Genomic DNA, 17,335 nt, shown 5'->3' with positions numbered 1-17,335 from the left:
GAACTCTAAATCAGATATTTCAAATGAAAATAGCACAACCTAAAATGAGAATTTTTTTGTCGATATTTTTTCTCCTCATTAATGGAATATTTTTTTGTTCAGCAAATACGCCAAATCCAGAAATGGATTCCTTACAGCCAAAATTGATTTCATTTAAAATAAAATCAAAGTCAGCTGACAAAGTAAAAATTCAACCTTCGGCTTTAAAATTCAATAAACATTTGGCTTATAGTTTTACGGCTGACGACGGATATCGATCAACTTTTCTAACGGCTTTTCCTTTGTTGAATGGCGGGAAAATTAGCGGTAAAGAAATCAGCGAATGGAAAAACGATCAAGGCGGAGACGGAACGACTTCAAAAGGACTTTTTTACACTAATAATTTGGGAACTAAAATCCCGTTTAAAATAGGTTTAGCCATTAATGGAGCCGCAATTGGCAATTTACCAGCAAATCGCGGACATCTTTCCTGGCCGGAAGTAAAAGAAATGTACGATGCAGGTTGGGATATTTTGAATCACGGTTTTCATCACGCCACCAAACACGGAACTAATTTTTTGAAAGAAGTAACAGAAAATACGGCTTCAATAAAGCAAAATTTAGGATTTACAATGTCTCATTTTGTAGTTCCTGGAGGAGAAAGCGATCCGGGATATCAGTTAGAATATGAAAGAGATGCCTTGGCAAACGGTTCTTTTTCTGTAGCTTCTTTTGTAGGTTCAGGACCAATAATTGATGTAAAGGGAAAAGTAAATCTGGATAAAATGATTTATGCCCGAACATTTGTTCAAAGCTCAAATGACACGATTGGATTCAAAACAATGGATGGATTTTTAGAAAAGCTCGAATCAATTACAAAATCACCAAATCCGGTTTGGTATAACGAATTCACGCACGGAGTTGGAAATCAAAATCTTTGGAATTTGAGCATGCGTTTTCCCGATTTTAAATATTACATGACAGCCATTGCCAATAAATATGGAGCAAAAGGAGATGATAGTATTTGGATGGCGCCTTGGCAGGAAGTTTACGAATATATCTGGCTTCGCGACAGAATCAAAATCAATTACTCACAAAACAATAAAGAAGGAATTGTAACAATTGAACTTCCTGAAATTCCGGAAACATTCAGATATCGTGCTATTTCATTAGCAATTGATACACCGGCTAAATTTGAAATAGAATCAACTTCAACAGATTTCAAGATTTCCAGCGACGGAAAAAACAAGCATAAATTAATTACGATTGAGTTAAAATAAGAAAAGTTTTTGCCACGAATTACACGAATTTCCACAAATTAAATTCAGCTCAAACTGAATAGAAATTAGCGAAAATTTGTGTAATTCGTGGCAAAAAAACTAATTGATTTCCTTTTCGTTATCCTTATAAAAAGTGTCTATATTCTTTAAATACGGATCAACAATAATGCGTTGAGGTTTGGTTTTGAGTTTAATTTTTCCTTCAACCTGATTATTTTTAATTGAAAAAGGATAAGAAACTAATTTTCCGTTTTCATCATAAACACCAATATCTATTATTGAATCGTTTGCAATCAGTTTTCGTTTTCCGGTTGAATTCTCAGAGTATTTTTCAGAATTCACTTTAAAAGAAACTTCATAAAAACCATTCTTCTTTTGACTTTCAACTGAAACTATATTAGAGGAATACGTAATAATTTGCTTGAACATTTCATCTAATTTATAATGCAGTTTTTGATCTGTAACCGAATAAATCTCTTTCAATAAATCTTCAGAATCCGGTGTTTGGTTTGGATATTTATAATGACTTAGAAAATTACTTAAAGCAAGATTTACTTTTTCTACTCCAATTAGCATTCTCAATTGATGCATTACAAGCATTCCTTTATCATAAGGTAGATGCGGCGTATCATAATTCGTTTTATAAAGAGGCGTTTCAGGATCGTAGCTTCGGCTGCTCAAATACAAATCAAGATGAATTTTTAAAGTTTCCAATGCTTTTTCCAATCCATGTTCTTTTTCATAAAGCATCAATTCCGTGTATTGTGCCAGAGTTTCGGTCAAAATCCAGCTTCCTTCTTTTTGTTCCGGACTAATTTGAGAATTTCCCCACCATTCGTGCGACAATTCATGCGCTGTCAATTGGTTAATCACATCTTCCTTATCCTTATGATTTAAGTCACTATAAAAACCAAAATTCTCTTTCATAAAAACCGTAGAAGGGTAAGAAGTCGCGGCAAAACCATTAACGAAAGCAGAAATTTCGGCATATCGAATCGTTTTATACGGATATTTACCAAAGTTGTTTTGGCAATAATCCAGTGTGTTTTCTATGTCTTTTATCAATTTTGCAACATTTCTCGAATGTCTTGAATCATAATAAACTTCAACGGTAATCCCTTTGTAAACTGTTTTTTGAATTTTATAAACAGCTGAAGATACAGCAAATCGAAACGGAATTTTTCCATTTGATTTATAATGAAAATAATTGCGATTGCCTTTTTTCCATTTTCCAATTAAATCGCCAACCCCAATTGCGGTTTGATTCTGAGAAGTAGAAACAACAGTTTCGTAATCAATAAAATTTTGCGGTACTATTGATTTATCTTCCAGTTTTTTTAGCGGAGTTTGTGCCGGTAAATGTCTTTTTAAACGTTCTTTTTCACTTTCAATTTCGTTAGAATCCTGATAACCAAAATAAGGATAATAACGGCTTATGCGCATAAAAGAACCATTTTCTATAATCGAATTAAAAGATGTATGACCTTTAAATGGCGACCAGGTTGATTCAAACGAAAACGAAATTTTCATTTTCTGATGCGGTTGTAGAGGCTTTTCTAATTTATACCAATAATGATTGAATGCAGAAACATCATTTAATTTTTTAGCATTCGGAATTTCAATTGAAGTTAGTTTCGAATTCCGATCTATATATAGGAGTAAACTATCAATTGGTTTTTCGGCATTATTGATTAATTCATACGCTCCTTTTACCTCATATCGATTTTCTGACGGAAATAAATCTACATTACTTTTTACAGAAGTTATCGTAGGTTGCGGTAAATCAATATATTTTTTGAATTGCAACTCATATTGTTCACTCCAATTGTTTTGATCTTCTTCAGTAATATATGGATATTCAATATTGGTTTTGTAAAAAAGGTAACTTCCAAAGCCAATAAAAAGAAGAATTCCGAAAGTAAAAACCATTTTTTGAATCGAATTAAACGAATGTCTTCGGAATGATTTTAGAACAGAAGTATTTCGTTTCCATAAAATTCCCGTCAATATTAGTAGAATCAAAGCCAATCCGAAATTGTATAACATTGAAACATCAAATGCAAAAGTATATTTCCCGAAACCATTCAAATCAAAATATTCTCTTTTAAAAGAATCTCCAAATCTCAATAAAGGATGAGAAATTCCTAATTGTTCACCAATTCCGGTACTTATTAAAATCGTAATAATGGTTGCAGCTGAAAGTCCCAGATATTTATTAGGAATAAGCGTCTGAATAAAAACAACTAAAATCGAAATCAATAAAATAGGCAAACCCAGATAAAAAAATAACGAAAGATAAAGCCCAAATTCTATTGGAGCATTCGCATGAGCGATTTGAAAAGCACAACCAATTAAAATGCTCAAAGCAATTATAAGAAGCGGAATCGTAAAAAGAGAAATGATTTTTGAGAGTAAAACGACGGTTTGCTGATAAGGCGTTGTATTTTCCAGCATTTCAAATCGGGAACTTTCGCTTCGGTTGATCAATTCATTACTATAAAAGAGCAGAATTAAAATCAGAATAAAAGGCAAACGATCCATAATCGTGCTAATCATCAAAGCTGTATTAGCAATGTTTTGAGACAATCTAATTCCGCCATCAATCTCATCTGAAATTTCAATAGATAGTAATCCCGAGAATAAAAGCGCAATTAACAAAAACGGAATTCCTTTCAAAATCAGTGAAACATCCATTTTGATGTAACTTTTCAGAACCAATAAATTATGTTTCAAAGTTCTGAATTCAATATTTTTGGGTACTTCCGTAGAAAAAGAAATGTGTTCAGTTTTTAGAACTTTAATTGGTTTAACCTTTTTAGTTTTTGTTTTTCTAAAAGAGAAGAAACGATAAGAAACCAGAATTAATAGAACAGAAACACTCAGCCAAAGAATTCTATTAAATAGAAAATTGCCCGATAAATCCAGAAGATTAGTATTTTTTTCGATAGAAGTAAAGTATCTCGTTTGTTCCAGAAAAGCCGCTAACCCAAACGGATCAACTTTTGCAGCAAGCGACATTGCAGCCGCTGACGAAGGCGAAGCATTGGCAAAAATAGGGGAGTTAGAGAACAACGAACCCGCGATATATAAAATGTAAACCATAAAACCGCCTACATATATAAAGAGTTTGCTTCTGGTTAACCACGCCAAAGTTGTCAAAACAGAAAGGCACAACAGTATATTAGGAATTACCAAAACCAAATACGGCCAAAAATAATTCAAAAACGAAAACGGTCCAATTTCATCTTTTGACAACCAAGGCATCAAATGACCAATCATCATCCCGATTATAAACATACCGAAAGAAACAATTGCAATTCCAAAAGCAGCAATAAACTTACTTCCTAAATAATGAAACTTAAAAATTGGCGTCGTAAAAATGATCGAGTCAAATTTAGTTTCATATTCCTTAAGGAAATTTTGCGCCACCTGAAGCGTGATCGAAAATATCGTAGTTAACGAAATCAGCCCAATGGCATATGTCAAAACATAAGGACTATTTTTATAAGCACCCGAAAAAGAGAAATTAGCAAAAGCGCTTACAAAAAATCCAAAGATCAAATAAACTAAAAATGTGGCATAAAAGCTCCAGTTTCTGGTATTGTTATGCCATTCAAATCGTAATAACTTTGAAAACATAACGTTACTTTTTAAGTTGATTTTGAGCTAAAACAGAAAAATAAACATCGCTTAAATCCGGAGAAATTAGACCAAAACCAGAATCTGGCTGTTGATCTGCAAAAACATGAATATTCAGTTTTCCCGAATTCAAATGCGAGGAGATAATATTAAAATTAGTCTGATAATCCTGCAATTCAGATTTATGAATGGCTTTCATCCATATTTTATCCTTTAAAGTGTCAATTGCATCATTAGGATTTGCTTCCAGAATTAATTTTCCGTTCGCAATAATTGCCATTTTGGTACACAAATCCCGAACATCTTCAACAATATGAGTAGATAGGAGTACAATAATGCTTTCGCCAATTTCGCTTAATAAGTTATTAAAACGGTTTCTTTCCTCAGGATCAAGACCCGCCGTAGGTTCATCCACAATAATAATCTTCGGATTTCCGAGCAAAGCCTGTGCAATCCCAAAACGCTGACGCATTCCACCAGAAAAGGAGTGAACCGCCTTATCTTTATGCTGAAGTAAATTAGTTTGTTGTAATAAAGTCAAAATCTGATCGTGTCTTTCTTGTTTATTGACAATTCCCTTCAAAATTGCCAAATGATCTAACAAGCGATAAGCCGAAATTTTAGGATAAACACCAAATTCCTGAGGCAAATAACCTAGATTTTCTCTTATATACATCGGATTTTCCAGAATATTGATTCCGTTAAACTCAATAATTCCAAAAGTAGGTTCCTGCAAAGCCGCAATAGTTCGCATTAAAGTAGACTTTCCGGCACCGTTTGGACCCAATAAGCCAAACATTCCGTTCGTAATTTCCAGTGATACATCGGCCAGAGCCTGAGTACCGTTCTCATACGTTTTGCTGAGATTTTTGATTGATAAACTGTTCATTTTTTGATTGATTTAATGATTATATATATGATTGAAAAAAAAATAGGCAATAGCATTCCTGCCAACCTCAGAGAGTCGGTTTTTATAAAAGAGATTTAAAAAAGATTTATTCGCTTACGTATTCTAAAATATCACCGGGCTGGCAATCCAGAATTTTACAAATAGCTTCCAGCGTATCAAACCGGATTCCCTTGGCTTTTCCGGTTTTAAGTATCGATAAATTGGCGGGCGTAATTTCTAGTTTTTCAGCCAATTCTTTACTTTGCATCTTACGTCTCGCAAGCATGACATCAACGTTTACAATTATTGGCATGATTATATAAATAAGTCTTGTTCGTTCTGAAGGTTCAATCCCTGTTTAAAAATAGCAGCTAAAAAGTAAGCAAAAACGCCCAGCATAAAATGTAGTACAATAAAAATGCTAACCTCATTGTCAAGCGAAACAAAGAAAGAAGCTAAAAATATAACAAGGCTTGGTAAAATTAAATTGGTTAGATAAAATTGCCTCAAATGATTAATCCCGTTTTGAGTAAATAATTTAGGCTGAAAAAATATCTTAAAAACATTACTGATCAATAAAAAGAAAAGACCATAAAGACTCAAAGGAGACAAAAACTCAAAAATAATATAAGGAAGATTATAATCGCCAAGCATAAGCGGATGATCGGTAAACGGATAGCAAATCTGAAAATATTTTCCGTTATCTTTAAAATTCAATGAAAATCCCGTAATCAGAGTTAACAAAGAATAGAATGCTAATGTAAAATATACAACAGCCAGAAAGCGCGTAACATAAAATAAGATTTTCGAAACAATGTGAGTGGTTTTCATTTGTACCTAAATTTAGTTTTGATATTGCAAATGTATAATTAATTATCGTAAAACAATAATTAATTATCAAAAAAATATAATTCGGATATTTTTTTGTCTTAACTAAAAACATTATAAATCTATTAACATTAGAAAAGAAAAGACATCTCTATAAATGAGTTAATTTTGCATACTAGCATTTTTTTATATGAAAAACCCAATTTCAGTCTCTCTATTAGAGCTCGCTATCATCACTCAGGATAGCAACGCAGCCGAAACATTTCAAAAAACAAAAGACATAGCGCAACTCGCAGATCAACTAGATTACAAGCGTTTTTGGTTGGCAGAACATCATAACATGGCACACGTTGCCAGTTCAGCAACTGTAGTATTGATTGGTTTTATCGCCAGTCATACAAAAAAGATTCGTGTAGGTTCAGGCGGGATCATGTTGCCAAATCATTCTCCTTTAATAGTAGCCGAGCAATTCGGAACCTTAGAAACGCTTTACCCAAACCGAATCGACTTGGGGTTAGGAAGAGCGCCGGGAACAGATCAGCCAACAGCCGAAGCCATTAGAAAAGATTTTTTTGAACAAGCACAGCGTTTTCCTGCAAACGTAAGCAAGCTTCAGGATTATTTTTCGATCGAAAATGCAACCGCCAAAGTCCGCGCATTCCCAGCCGAAGGTACAAGTGTTCCCATCTGGATTCTGGGTTCAAGCATGGAAAGTGCCGCTCTTGCCGCAGCCTATGGTTTACCGTATGCCTTTGCTGGACATTTTGCACCACGCCAAATGATTCAAGCTTTTGAGTTCTATCGCGAGAATTTCCAGGCATCAGATGTCTTGGATAAACCCAAAACAATGGCCTGTGTAAATATCGTAGCAGCAGACACAAACGAAGAAGCTGAATTTTTATCGACGAGCTTATATCAAATGTTTCTCAACTTGATTCGTAATGATCGCAAAGGCTTGCAGCCGCCAGTTCCATCTCTGGACGATATCATGGGCGAAGAAGAGCGTTTCCATGTAAATCAAATGACTGCATGTACCTTTACAGGAAACAAAGAACAGTTGATAGTAGACCTAAAAAAGTTCATTGATTATTCAAGAATTGATGAATTAATGGTAACCAGTCCAATCTTCGATCATCAAACAAAACTAAAAAGTATCGAAATCACCAAACAAGTAATTGACAGTTTAAATTAGTATACATATATAAGTATAAAATCCCTCCTAATATATAAGGAAGAATTCTATTCACAACCCGACAGGTTTTTGAAACCTGTCGGGTTTATTATTTGTACATATATATAAGAGTAGTCTTTGTTCAGCTGAGCGAAGTCGAAGCTTTTACGATAAGTATCAGGAGCTATTTCCCGCTATCCACTTCAATCTTTTGTGCCGAACCCCGGCACAAAAGGATTTCCGCTATTATCGGGGCTAGGGCAGAGGTTTTCAAAAGAAAGATCAGTCATGAAAATAAAAACTTAGCGCCTTTGTGCCTTTGCGAGATTAAAAAAGCCAAAGAAATCAAGTATAACGTCTTTGCGAGACTAATAAAACCCCAGTAAACTCCAGTTTAGCGATCTTCTTAAAACGCATCCAAACAAAAAGAACCTTTGCATCTTTGTGGTAAAAACGCCCCAAAAGCATAAAATCCCAAAAACAGAGAAAAAACTTTGAGATGTAAAAAACGCCAAACCAGCGACTTATAAAATATATTAAAAATAGTTTAAAAAAAGGCTTGTAAATGTAAATAAACTACCTACTTTTGCACCCGCAACAGCGATAGACGTTCACAGAAATACTGACAAGCAAAACAATCAAATGTGAAAATTTATTTTCAAAAAAGATTCAAAAAAGCTTGTGAGATTCGAAAAGGGATATTACATTTGCACCCCGCAAAACAGGGAAAGTTCATTGAAAGATTGGTAAATATGAAGTTAAAAAGAAAAGAAATTTTCTTAAAAAAAAACTTCAAAAAACATTTGCCAGTTAGAAATAAGTTTTCTACTTTTGCACCCGCTTTGAGAGACAAGCGAAACAAAAAAGAAACACGTTCGTAGACATATTGAATTGACAGCCGTTTTAACAGAGATGTTAAAACAAAAGAATAAGAGTAATAGAATTGAGAGATTCGAAAAGAACCGATAGAGAAAACATCGCAATATAATATTAAAATATACGATGAAGAGTTTGATCCTGGCTCAGGATGAACGCTAGCGGCAGGCTTAACACATGCAAGTCGAGGGGTATAGTTCTTCGGAGCTAGAGACCGGCGCACGGGTGCGTAACGCGTATGCAATCTACCTTTTACAGAGGGATAGCCCAGAGAAATTTGGATTAATACCTCATAGTATAGCTGAATCGCATGATTCTACTATTAAAGTCACAACGGTAAAAGATGAGCATGCGTCCCATTAGCTAGTTGGTAAGGTAACGGCTTACCAAGGCTACGATGGGTAGGGGTCCTGAGAGGGAGATCCCCCACACTGGTACTGAGACACGGACCAGACTCCTACGGGAGGCAGCAGTGAGGAATATTGGACAATGGGCGCAAGCCTGATCCAGCCATGCCGCGTGCAGGATGACGGTCCTATGGATTGTAAACTGCTTTTATACGAGAAGAAACACTCCAACGTGTTGGAGCTTGACGGTATCGTAAGAATAAGGATCGGCTAACTCCGTGCCAGCAGCCGCGGTAATACGGAGGATCCAAGCGTTATCCGGAATCATTGGGTTTAAAGGGTCCGTAGGCGGTTTAATAAGTCAGTGGTGAAAGCCCATCGCTCAACGGTGGAACGGCCATTGATACTGTTAAACTTGAATTATTAGGAAGTAACTAGAATATGTAGTGTAGCGGTGAAATGCTTAGAGATTACATGGAATACCAATTGCGAAGGCAGGTTACTACTAATGGATTGACGCTGATGGACGAAAGCGTGGGTAGCGAACAGGATTAGATACCCTGGTAGTCCACGCCGTAAACGATGGATACTAGCTGTTGGAAGCAATTTCAGTGGCTAAGCGAAAGTGATAAGTATCCCACCTGGGGAGTACGTTCGCAAGAATGAAACTCAAAGGAATTGACGGGGGCCCGCACAAGCGGTGGAGCATGTGGTTTAATTCGATGATACGCGAGGAACCTTACCAAGGCTTAAATGTAGTTTGACCGATTTGGAAACAGATTTTTCGCAAGACAAATTACAAGGTGCTGCATGGTTGTCGTCAGCTCGTGCCGTGAGGTGTCAGGTTAAGTCCTATAACGAGCGCAACCCCTGTTGTTAGTTGCCAGCGAGTCATGTCGGGAACTCTAACAAGACTGCCAGTGCAAACTGTGAGGAAGGTGGGGATGACGTCAAATCATCACGGCCCTTACGCCTTGGGCTACACACGTGCTACAATGGCCGGTACAGAGAGCAGCCACTGGGCGACCAGGAGCGAATCTATAAAACCGGTCACAGTTCGGATCGGAGTCTGCAACTCGACTCCGTGAAGCTGGAATCGCTAGTAATCGGATATCAGCCATGATCCGGTGAATACGTTCCCGGGCCTTGTACACACCGCCCGTCAAGCCATGGAAGCTGGGGGTGCCTGAAGTCGGTGACCGCAAGGAGCTGCCTAGGGTAAAACTGGTAACTAGGGCTAAGTCGTAACAAGGTAGCCGTACCGGAAGGTGCGGCTGGAACACCTCCTTTCTAGAGCCTCGAATGTTAGTTGACTTGTCAACACGTTGAGGAAAAAAGATGTCTATTTATAGGTTCTGAATATTAAGATTCAATTACTCTTGCTGTTAATTTAAAAAAATAATGAAAAACTTAAGAAAAACAGAGTCTCGTAGCTCAGCTGGTTAGAGTACTACACTGATAATGTAGGGGTCGGCAGTTCGAGTCTGCCCGGGACTACTATTTAACTTGAGAAAAAAAGGAAATTTTAGAAGTTGAGCGTTTATGAGTGAATTCATAACTCATAATTCATAACTCATCATTTAAAAATGGGGGATTAGCTCAGCTGGCTAGAGCGCCTGCCTTGCACGCAGGAGGTCAACGGTTCGACTCCGTTATTCTCCACTGATTTAGTTGTCAGTTGATAGTTTAAAGTTGATAGGTTTACCTAATAACTAATAACTAAAAACAAACAACCAAATAAAAGTTCATTGACATATTGAGATAAGAAAATAATAAAAAGTAGAAAGCGTTTTTTACAATTTATTGTAAAAGACAAAAAAAAACGGTCTTGTTTTAAATAACAAGATTGGTACAATAAGCAAAATAAGGGCGTATGGGGGATGCCTAGGCTCTCAGAGGCGATGAAAGGCGTGATAAGCTGCGAAAAGCTACGGGGACGGGCACACACCGATTGATCCGTAGATACCTGAATGGGGCAACCCACTATGTTGAAGACATAGTACACCGATAGGTGGGCAAACCCGCTGAACTGAAACATCTAAGTAGGCGGAGGAGAAGAAAACAAAAGTGATTCCGTAAGTAGTGGCGAGCGAACGCGGATTAGCCCAAACCAATGATGTTACGGCATTGTTGGGGTTGTAGGACCACGACATTTTATGTACAAGGAACCGGAAGTTACTGGAAAGTGACGCCATAGAGGGTGATAGCCCCGTATGGGTAACAAGTATAATAGATAGTGGTATCCTGAGTAGGGCGGGGCACGTGAAACCCTGTCTGAATTTGGCGGGACCATCCGCTAAGGCTAAATACTCCTGAGAGACCGATAGTGAACCAGTACCGTGAGGGAAAGGTGAAAAGAACCGTGAATAACGGAGTGAAATAGATCCTGAAACCATACGCTTACAAGCGGTCGGAGCCCTTTCGTGGGGTGACGGCGTGCCTTTTGCATAATGAGCCTACGAGTTAACGTTGCTGGCAAGGTTAAGTGGTTAAGCCACGGATCCGTAGCGAAAGCGAGTCTGAATAGGGCGCTTTAGTCAGTAGTGTTAGACGCGAAACCGTGTGATCTACCCATGGGCAGGATGAAGCTGTGGTAACACACAGTGGAGGTCCGAACCGGTTGACGTTGAAAAGTCTTCGGATGACCTGTGGGTAGGGGTGAAAGGCCAATCAAACTCGGAAATAGCTCGTACTCCCCGAAATGCATTTAGGTGCAGCGTTATGTTTAAAGTTATATAGAGGTAGAGCTACTGATTGGATGCGGGGGCTTCACCGCCTACCAATTCCTGACAAACTCCGAATGCTATATAATGTTTCATAACAGTGAGGGCTTGGGTGCTAAGGTCCAAGTCCGAGAGGGAAAGAACCCAGACCATCAGCTAAGGTCCCCAAATATACGCTAAGTTGAAAGAACGAGGTTTGTCTGCCCAGACAGCTAGGATGTTGGCTTGGAAGCAGCCATTCATTTAAAGAGTGCGTAACAGCTCACTAGTCGAGCGGACGAGCATGGATAATAATCGGGCATAAGCGTATTACCGAAGCTATGGATTTACAAGCAATTGTAAGTGGTAGGGGAGCATTCTAACAGGGTTGAAGGTGTATCGTAAGGTATGCTGGACTGGTTAGAAAAGAAAATGTAGGCATAAGTAACGATAATGCGGGCGAGAAACCCGCACACCGAAAAACTAAGGTTTCCACAGCTATGCTAATCAGCTGTGGGTTAGTCTGGTCCTAAGGCGAACCCGAAAGGGACAGTCGATGGCTAACGGGTTAATATTCCCGTACTACTAATTACTGTGATGGGGTGACGGAGTGATGAAAGCGCCGCGAACTGACGGAATAGTTCGTTGAAGTACCTACCTATAAGATCTGCAGGCAAATCCACAGATCTTGGGGAAATACGATAGTACTCGGAGTCTTCGGACAAAGAGATAGTGCGCCTAAGGGCTTCCAAGAAAAACCTCTAAACTTCAGGTAATTAGTACCAGTACCGTAAACCGACACAGGTAGTTGAGGAGAGAATCCTAAGGTGCTCGAGAGATTCATGGCTAAGGAATTAGGCAAAATAGACCTGTAACTTCGGGAGAAAGGTCGCCAGCGCAAGCTGGCCGCAGTGAAGAGGTCCAGGCGACTGTTTATCAAAAACACAGGGCTCTGCAAAATCGTAAGATGAAGTATAGGGCCTGACACCTGCCCGGTGCTGGAAGGTTAAGAGGAGATGTTATCTTCGGAGAAGCATTGAATTGAAGCCCCAGTAAACGGCGGCCGTAACTATAACGGTCCTAAGGTAGCGAAATTCCTTGTCGGGTAAGTTCCGACCTGCACGAATGGTGTAACGATCTGGACACTGTCTCAGCCATGAGCTCGGTGAAATTGTAGTAACGGTGAAGATGCCGTTTACCCGCAGTGGGACGAAAAGACCCTGTGCACCTTTACTATAGCTTAGTATTGACCTTGGATAAATGATGTGTAGGATAGGTTGGAGACTGTGAAGTGGCGTCGCCAGGCGTTGTGGAGTCATTGTTGAAATACAACCCTTTGTTTATCTGAGGCCTAACCCCATATTGTGGGGGACATTGCTTGGTGGGTAGTTTGACTGGGGTGGTCGCCTCCAAAAGAGTAACGGAGGCTTCTAAAGGTTCCCTCAGTACGCTTGGTAACCGTGCGTAGAGTGCAATGGCATAAGGGAGCTTGACTGAGAGACATACAGGTCGATCAGGTACGAAAGTAGAGCATAGTGATCCGGTGGTTCCGCATGGAAGGGCCATCGCTCAAAGGATAAAAGGTACGCCGGGGATAACAGGCTGATCTCCCCCAAGAGCTCATATCGACGGGGGGGTTTGGCACCTCGATGTCGGCTCGTCACATCCTGGGGCTGGAGAAGGTCCCAAGGGTTGGGCTGTTCGCCCATTAAAGTGGCACGCGAGCTGGGTTCAGAACGTCGTGAGACAGTTCGGTCTCTATCTACTGTGGGCGTTAGAAATTTGAGTGGATCTGATTCTAGTACGAGAGGACCGAATTGGACAAACCTCTAGTGTATCTGTTGTCCCGCCAGGGGCACCGCAGAGTAGCTACGTTTGGAAGGGATAAGCGCTGAAAGCATATAAGCGCGAAACCCACCACAAGATGAGATTTCTTTTAAGGATCGTGGAAGATGACCACGTTGATAGGCTATAGATGTAAAGGCAGTAATGTCATAGTCGAGTAGTACTAATAATCCGTAAGCTTATGTACACCTTTTCCCGCACCGCAAGGTGCGGGGAGAAACTTTCTAAAAATAGTAAATAAAAGTACTTTTCTTTATCTCAGTATGTTAAAATATTTGCTCGACGCAAGAGCAGTTGATGGTTAATAGATGATAGTTGTTGGAGAAATCCATCAACCGACAACCAAAAACCAACAACTAACAACCTTAAGGTGGTTATTGCGGCGGGGCTCACCTCTTCCCATCCCGAACAGAGTAGTTAAGCCCGCCTGCGCAGATGGTACTGCAGTTATGTGGGAGAGTATGTCGTCGCCTTTCTTTTGAAAACCCTATCAATGATAGGGTTTTTTATTCTCAATTCGCATATATTGCGAATTATAAGGTACCTTAGCTCAGATGGTAGAGCAATGGACTGAAAATCCATGTGTCCCTGGTTCGATCCCTGGAGGTACCACTACTAATGCTCGGATGGTGAAATTGGTAGACACGCTGGACTTAAAATCCAGTGAACAGCAATGTTCGTGCGGGTTCAAGTCCCGCTCTGAGTACTAAAACTTCAATTGGCAAATGCTGGTTGAAGTTTTTTTTATGATATAAAGTTTCGTTTTAAGCTTTTTCGAGCTAATCTTAAATCCAAATTTGCTCATTTTGCCGAGAAATAGCTCCATAAATCTTGTTTTTCTCTAATAAATGACGAAATATAAACAAAAAAAATCATTTAATTATAGCAATATATTAAATATTGGTTACATTTTGGTAATAATGAACTCGCTTCGTCTGTTTATTTGATGTTGAGCTTCGGTACAAGGAACCCCGTTTGAGCAGTTATTTATGAGTTGTGTTTCACCATAACCAACTGCACTTTGGATTCTTTCAGAAGGAATTCCTTGCGAAATGATATATTCTTTAGTTGCTTTTGCGCGTCGGTCGGAAAGTTCAAGATTGTATTGGTCGTTAGCTCTAGAATCTGTATGTGATTCAATTTTAATGACTACACTTGGATATTGACTCATTAATAAAACCACTTTGTTTAATTCGATTGCAGCGTCATAACGAACGTCTGATTTATTGAGATCAAAGAAGATGATGCCAATTTTTATTTTTAGTAAACCATCTTTTCGTTCTATCAGCGATGGATCAAGACCAATTGGAACTTGGGTTATTCCTGAATTTTGGGGAGTAACAATGGCTTTGGCGCTTGTGGTAAAATTCTCTTTTGCAGCTTCAATCGTGTAAGGTGTATTACAATTGATGTTTTCACTGAACTCAAATTTTCCATCTATTTTTGAAACGGTTTCGTCAACTTTTTGATTCTCACTGTTTTTAAGTGTTACAATAGCTCCGGCAATTTTGTTATCTGATATAGCGTCATAAATATAACCTTCTATAGATTGTGTGCAGCTTCTTTCGAAAGAATAAATATCGTCATCACCTTTTCCTGTTTTTCTATTTGAACATACAAAACCTTTATTGGTGTCTTCGTTTACGATATAACCAAAATCATCTCTGTTACTGTTTAATGGTGCACCAAGATTATTTGGCGAATCGAAGATTCCGTCATTTAATCGGCTTTCGAAAACATCGAGTCCACCCAACCCCAAAAATCCATCTGAGGAAAAATACAAAGCTTTATCAGTTATAAACGGAAACATTTCACGTCCGGTGGTATTTATTTTTTCGCCTAAATTCTTAGGATTAGAATATTGATCTTCGCCTAAAATATCTACAACAAAAATATCTGTCGATCCCAGTGTTCCTGGCATATCTGAAACGAAATATAATTTTTTCCCGTCTTTGCTTACAGAAGGCTGTCCAACAGAATAATTGTCGTTGTTAAACGGAAGTTCTTTTACGTTTTCCCATCGAACGATTCCGTTGCTATTTTCTATGGCTTTCGCAGAGTATATTTTCAGGTTATTAATGCCTTTGCTGTCTCTTTTTAATTTTCCATTATAATTATTTCGAGTAAAATAAATTGTTTTTTCATCTGGCGAAAAAGCGACGCATGCTTCGTGAAATTGGGTTGTAATTTCTTTTCCAAAACGTTCTTTAAAAGTAACATTGGTCTGTGTTGTACTTATTTTTCCTAATTGCATGTTTAAATAAGGTTGATCGTTCCAGCCGTATTTTGCTGTTTTTAAATAGGAAGAATCTACCGTTGTAGAATAAACCAAATCTCCTTTGTAAAACATTGGACCAAAGTCTGAATAAGCTGAATTGATTTCGAGATTTTCGAGTATAAATTGTGGTTTGATTTTATTAATATCTTCAAGTGTTATGGTTTTAAGGGAAAAATTCTGGGCTTTGGAATCTGTTGATTTTTGTTTTTCAGAAAAGCTTTTCATCCATTTTTTCGCCAAATCATAATTTTGAATTCCTTGTAAAGATTGGGCATATCTAAAATAGTATTCTGCCGGAACATCGTTTGGATAATCGGCAAGTAATTTTCCGTACCATTTACTGGCACTGGTCATTTGTGTATTAAAATAATGTGCATCTCCAATGCGCTGCAAGATTTCTTTAGAAAAGTCTCCATTTTTTATTGACAATTCATACGATTTTGCTGCTTCTATATAATACATTTTATCAAATAGAGCGTCGGCTGTTTTGTTTTTGGTTTGCGAATAAATTATTTGCATTGCCAGTAATACCAGTATAGTAATTCTTTTTTTCATATAGCATAGTGTTAAAAGAATCGAGGAGATTTTAATCCCTTTTTGCGTGATACTAATTCAAATCGAAGCATAATTTCGTGTGTGCCACTATTATACGTTTGGAGTTCTGTTGTGGTATAATCGTACGCATAAGCAACTAGAAACTGCGGTGTAATTTGCAAAGACGCCATCGCACTTACAGAATCTCCTGTACGATAGGATGCACCAAGAGTGAAAGCATTATTGAACATAAAATTGGCTGAAAAATCTGCAATAAGCGGTGCTCCAGCAACATATTTTACTAAAGCAGCGGGTTTAAATTTTGTGTGTGCCGAAAGATCAAAAACGATTCCTCCAATTAAGTAAACGTGCATTCTTTCGTTTACAAGATCATCGGCAATATCATCATAATTATATCTTTCTCGGGTCATAAAATTAGGGATGGCTACTCCGATGTAATCTCTTTCACCATGCCAATACAAACCTGCACCAACGACTGGTAGAAATTTATTTGTAATATTTTCGCGAAATTGAACGTCTGGCTCTCTATGGCTTCCTTTTGTCCAATCGATATTGATAACTCTTCCTCCTCCTTTTATACCAAAAGACAATTTATGTGTTTGTCCGGATTGTATTGTATACGAGAAATTAGCATCTATATATTGTTCTTCAGTTGGGCCTATTTCTTCACTGACTATTGATAAACCTAAACCAACGTTTTTTGCAACTGGTGTATCTAAGGTGAACGATTGTGTGTTTGGTGCTCCTTCAAGACCAACCCATTGTGTTCTATATATTCCGGTTATGGCCAAATGCCCTAAGGAGCCGGCATAAGCAGAGTTTACACTTAGTGTATTATACATATATTGCGTGTATTGCGGATCTTGCTGTGCTGCAACACCAAATACAGAAAGCATCGTAATGATTTTGAAAATCTTATTTATATTTTTCATCATAGCCAATTCTT

General features: G+C 38.1%; 8 protein-coding genes, 4 tRNA genes and 3 rRNA genes. 9 read left to right on the top strand and 6 right to left on the bottom strand.

Annotated features, from left to right (window positions below):
* Positions 1-23 precede the first annotated feature (23 nt).
* A complete protein-coding gene (locus C8C83_RS03380; RefSeq protein ID WP_121326440.1) occupies positions 24-1,259 on the top strand; it encodes a polysaccharide deacetylase family protein in 1,236 nt (411 codons plus the stop codon).
* Positions 1,260-1,358: 99 nt separating this feature from the next.
* Here the strand turns inward: C8C83_RS03380 and C8C83_RS03375 are convergent, their stop codons facing one another.
* From C8C83_RS03375 to C8C83_RS03360, 4 genes are all read right to left on the bottom strand, one after another.
* Positions 1,359-4,898, bottom strand: a complete 3,540-nt coding sequence (locus C8C83_RS03375) for a M1 family aminopeptidase (RefSeq protein WP_121326439.1) — start codon at positions 4,896-4,898, stop codon at positions 1,359-1,361.
* A 4-nt stretch (positions 4,899-4,902) separates the two neighbouring features.
* Positions 4,903-5,787, bottom strand: a complete 885-nt coding sequence (locus tag C8C83_RS03370) for an ABC transporter ATP-binding protein (protein ID WP_121326438.1) — start codon at positions 5,785-5,787, stop codon at positions 4,903-4,905.
* Between the two features lie 106 nt (positions 5,788-5,893).
* Complete coding sequence (locus C8C83_RS03365) at positions 5,894-6,100, bottom strand: helix-turn-helix transcriptional regulator (RefSeq protein WP_121326437.1); 207 nt, start codon at positions 6,098-6,100, stop codon at positions 5,894-5,896.
* A gap of 2 nt (positions 6,101-6,102) precedes the next feature.
* Positions 6,103-6,618 carry a DUF2975 domain-containing protein gene (locus C8C83_RS03360; protein ID WP_121326436.1) on the bottom strand — a complete coding sequence of 172 codons (516 nt, stop codon included), beginning with the start codon at positions 6,616-6,618 and terminating at the stop codon, positions 6,103-6,105.
* A 187-nt stretch (positions 6,619-6,805) separates the two neighbouring features.
* Between C8C83_RS03360 and C8C83_RS03355 the strand changes: the two genes are divergently transcribed.
* From C8C83_RS03355 to C8C83_RS03320, 8 genes are all read left to right on the top strand, one after another.
* A complete protein-coding gene (locus C8C83_RS03355; RefSeq protein WP_121326435.1) occupies positions 6,806-7,807 on the top strand; it encodes an LLM class flavin-dependent oxidoreductase in 1,002 nt (333 codons plus the stop codon).
* 978 nt (positions 7,808-8,785) lie between these two features.
* Positions 8,786-10,299: ribosomal RNA gene (locus tag C8C83_RS03350) — 16S ribosomal RNA — on the top strand.
* A gap of 133 nt (positions 10,300-10,432) precedes the next feature.
* Positions 10,433-10,506 (top strand) — tRNA-Ile (locus C8C83_RS03345).
* A 91-nt stretch (positions 10,507-10,597) separates the two neighbouring features.
* Positions 10,598-10,671: transfer RNA gene (locus C8C83_RS03340), tRNA-Ala, on the top strand.
* 190 nt (positions 10,672-10,861) lie between these two features.
* Positions 10,862-13,743: ribosomal RNA gene (locus C8C83_RS03335) — 23S ribosomal RNA — on the top strand.
* 179 nt (positions 13,744-13,922) lie between these two features.
* Positions 13,923-14,032 (top strand): 5S ribosomal RNA (rrf, locus tag C8C83_RS03330).
* The 16S, 23S and 5S rRNA genes sit together here with 4 tRNA genes alongside, the layout of an rRNA operon.
* Positions 14,033-14,095: 63 nt before the next feature.
* Positions 14,096-14,168: transfer RNA gene (locus tag C8C83_RS03325), tRNA-Phe, on the top strand.
* An 8-nt stretch (positions 14,169-14,176) separates the two neighbouring features.
* A tRNA-Leu gene (locus C8C83_RS03320) sits at positions 14,177-14,262 on the top strand.
* 198 nt (positions 14,263-14,460) lie between these two features.
* Here the strand turns inward: C8C83_RS03320 and C8C83_RS03315 are convergent.
* Positions 14,461-16,389: an OmpA family protein gene (locus C8C83_RS03315; protein ID WP_132011660.1), complete on the bottom strand. Its 1,929-nt coding sequence runs from the start codon at positions 16,387-16,389 to the stop codon at positions 14,461-14,463.
* A gap of 11 nt (positions 16,390-16,400) precedes the next feature.
* Positions 16,401-17,324, bottom strand: a complete 924-nt coding sequence (locus C8C83_RS03310) for a type IX secretion system membrane protein PorP/SprF (protein ID WP_121326433.1) — start codon at positions 17,322-17,324, stop codon at positions 16,401-16,403.
* Positions 17,325-17,335: the final 11 nt, after the last annotated feature.

The sequence above is a fragment of the Flavobacterium sp. 90 genome, assembly GCF_004339525.1.
Lineage (GTDB): Bacteria > Bacteroidota > Bacteroidia > Flavobacteriales > Flavobacteriaceae > Flavobacterium.
This window is presented reverse-complemented; position numbering and strand designations above follow the sequence as displayed.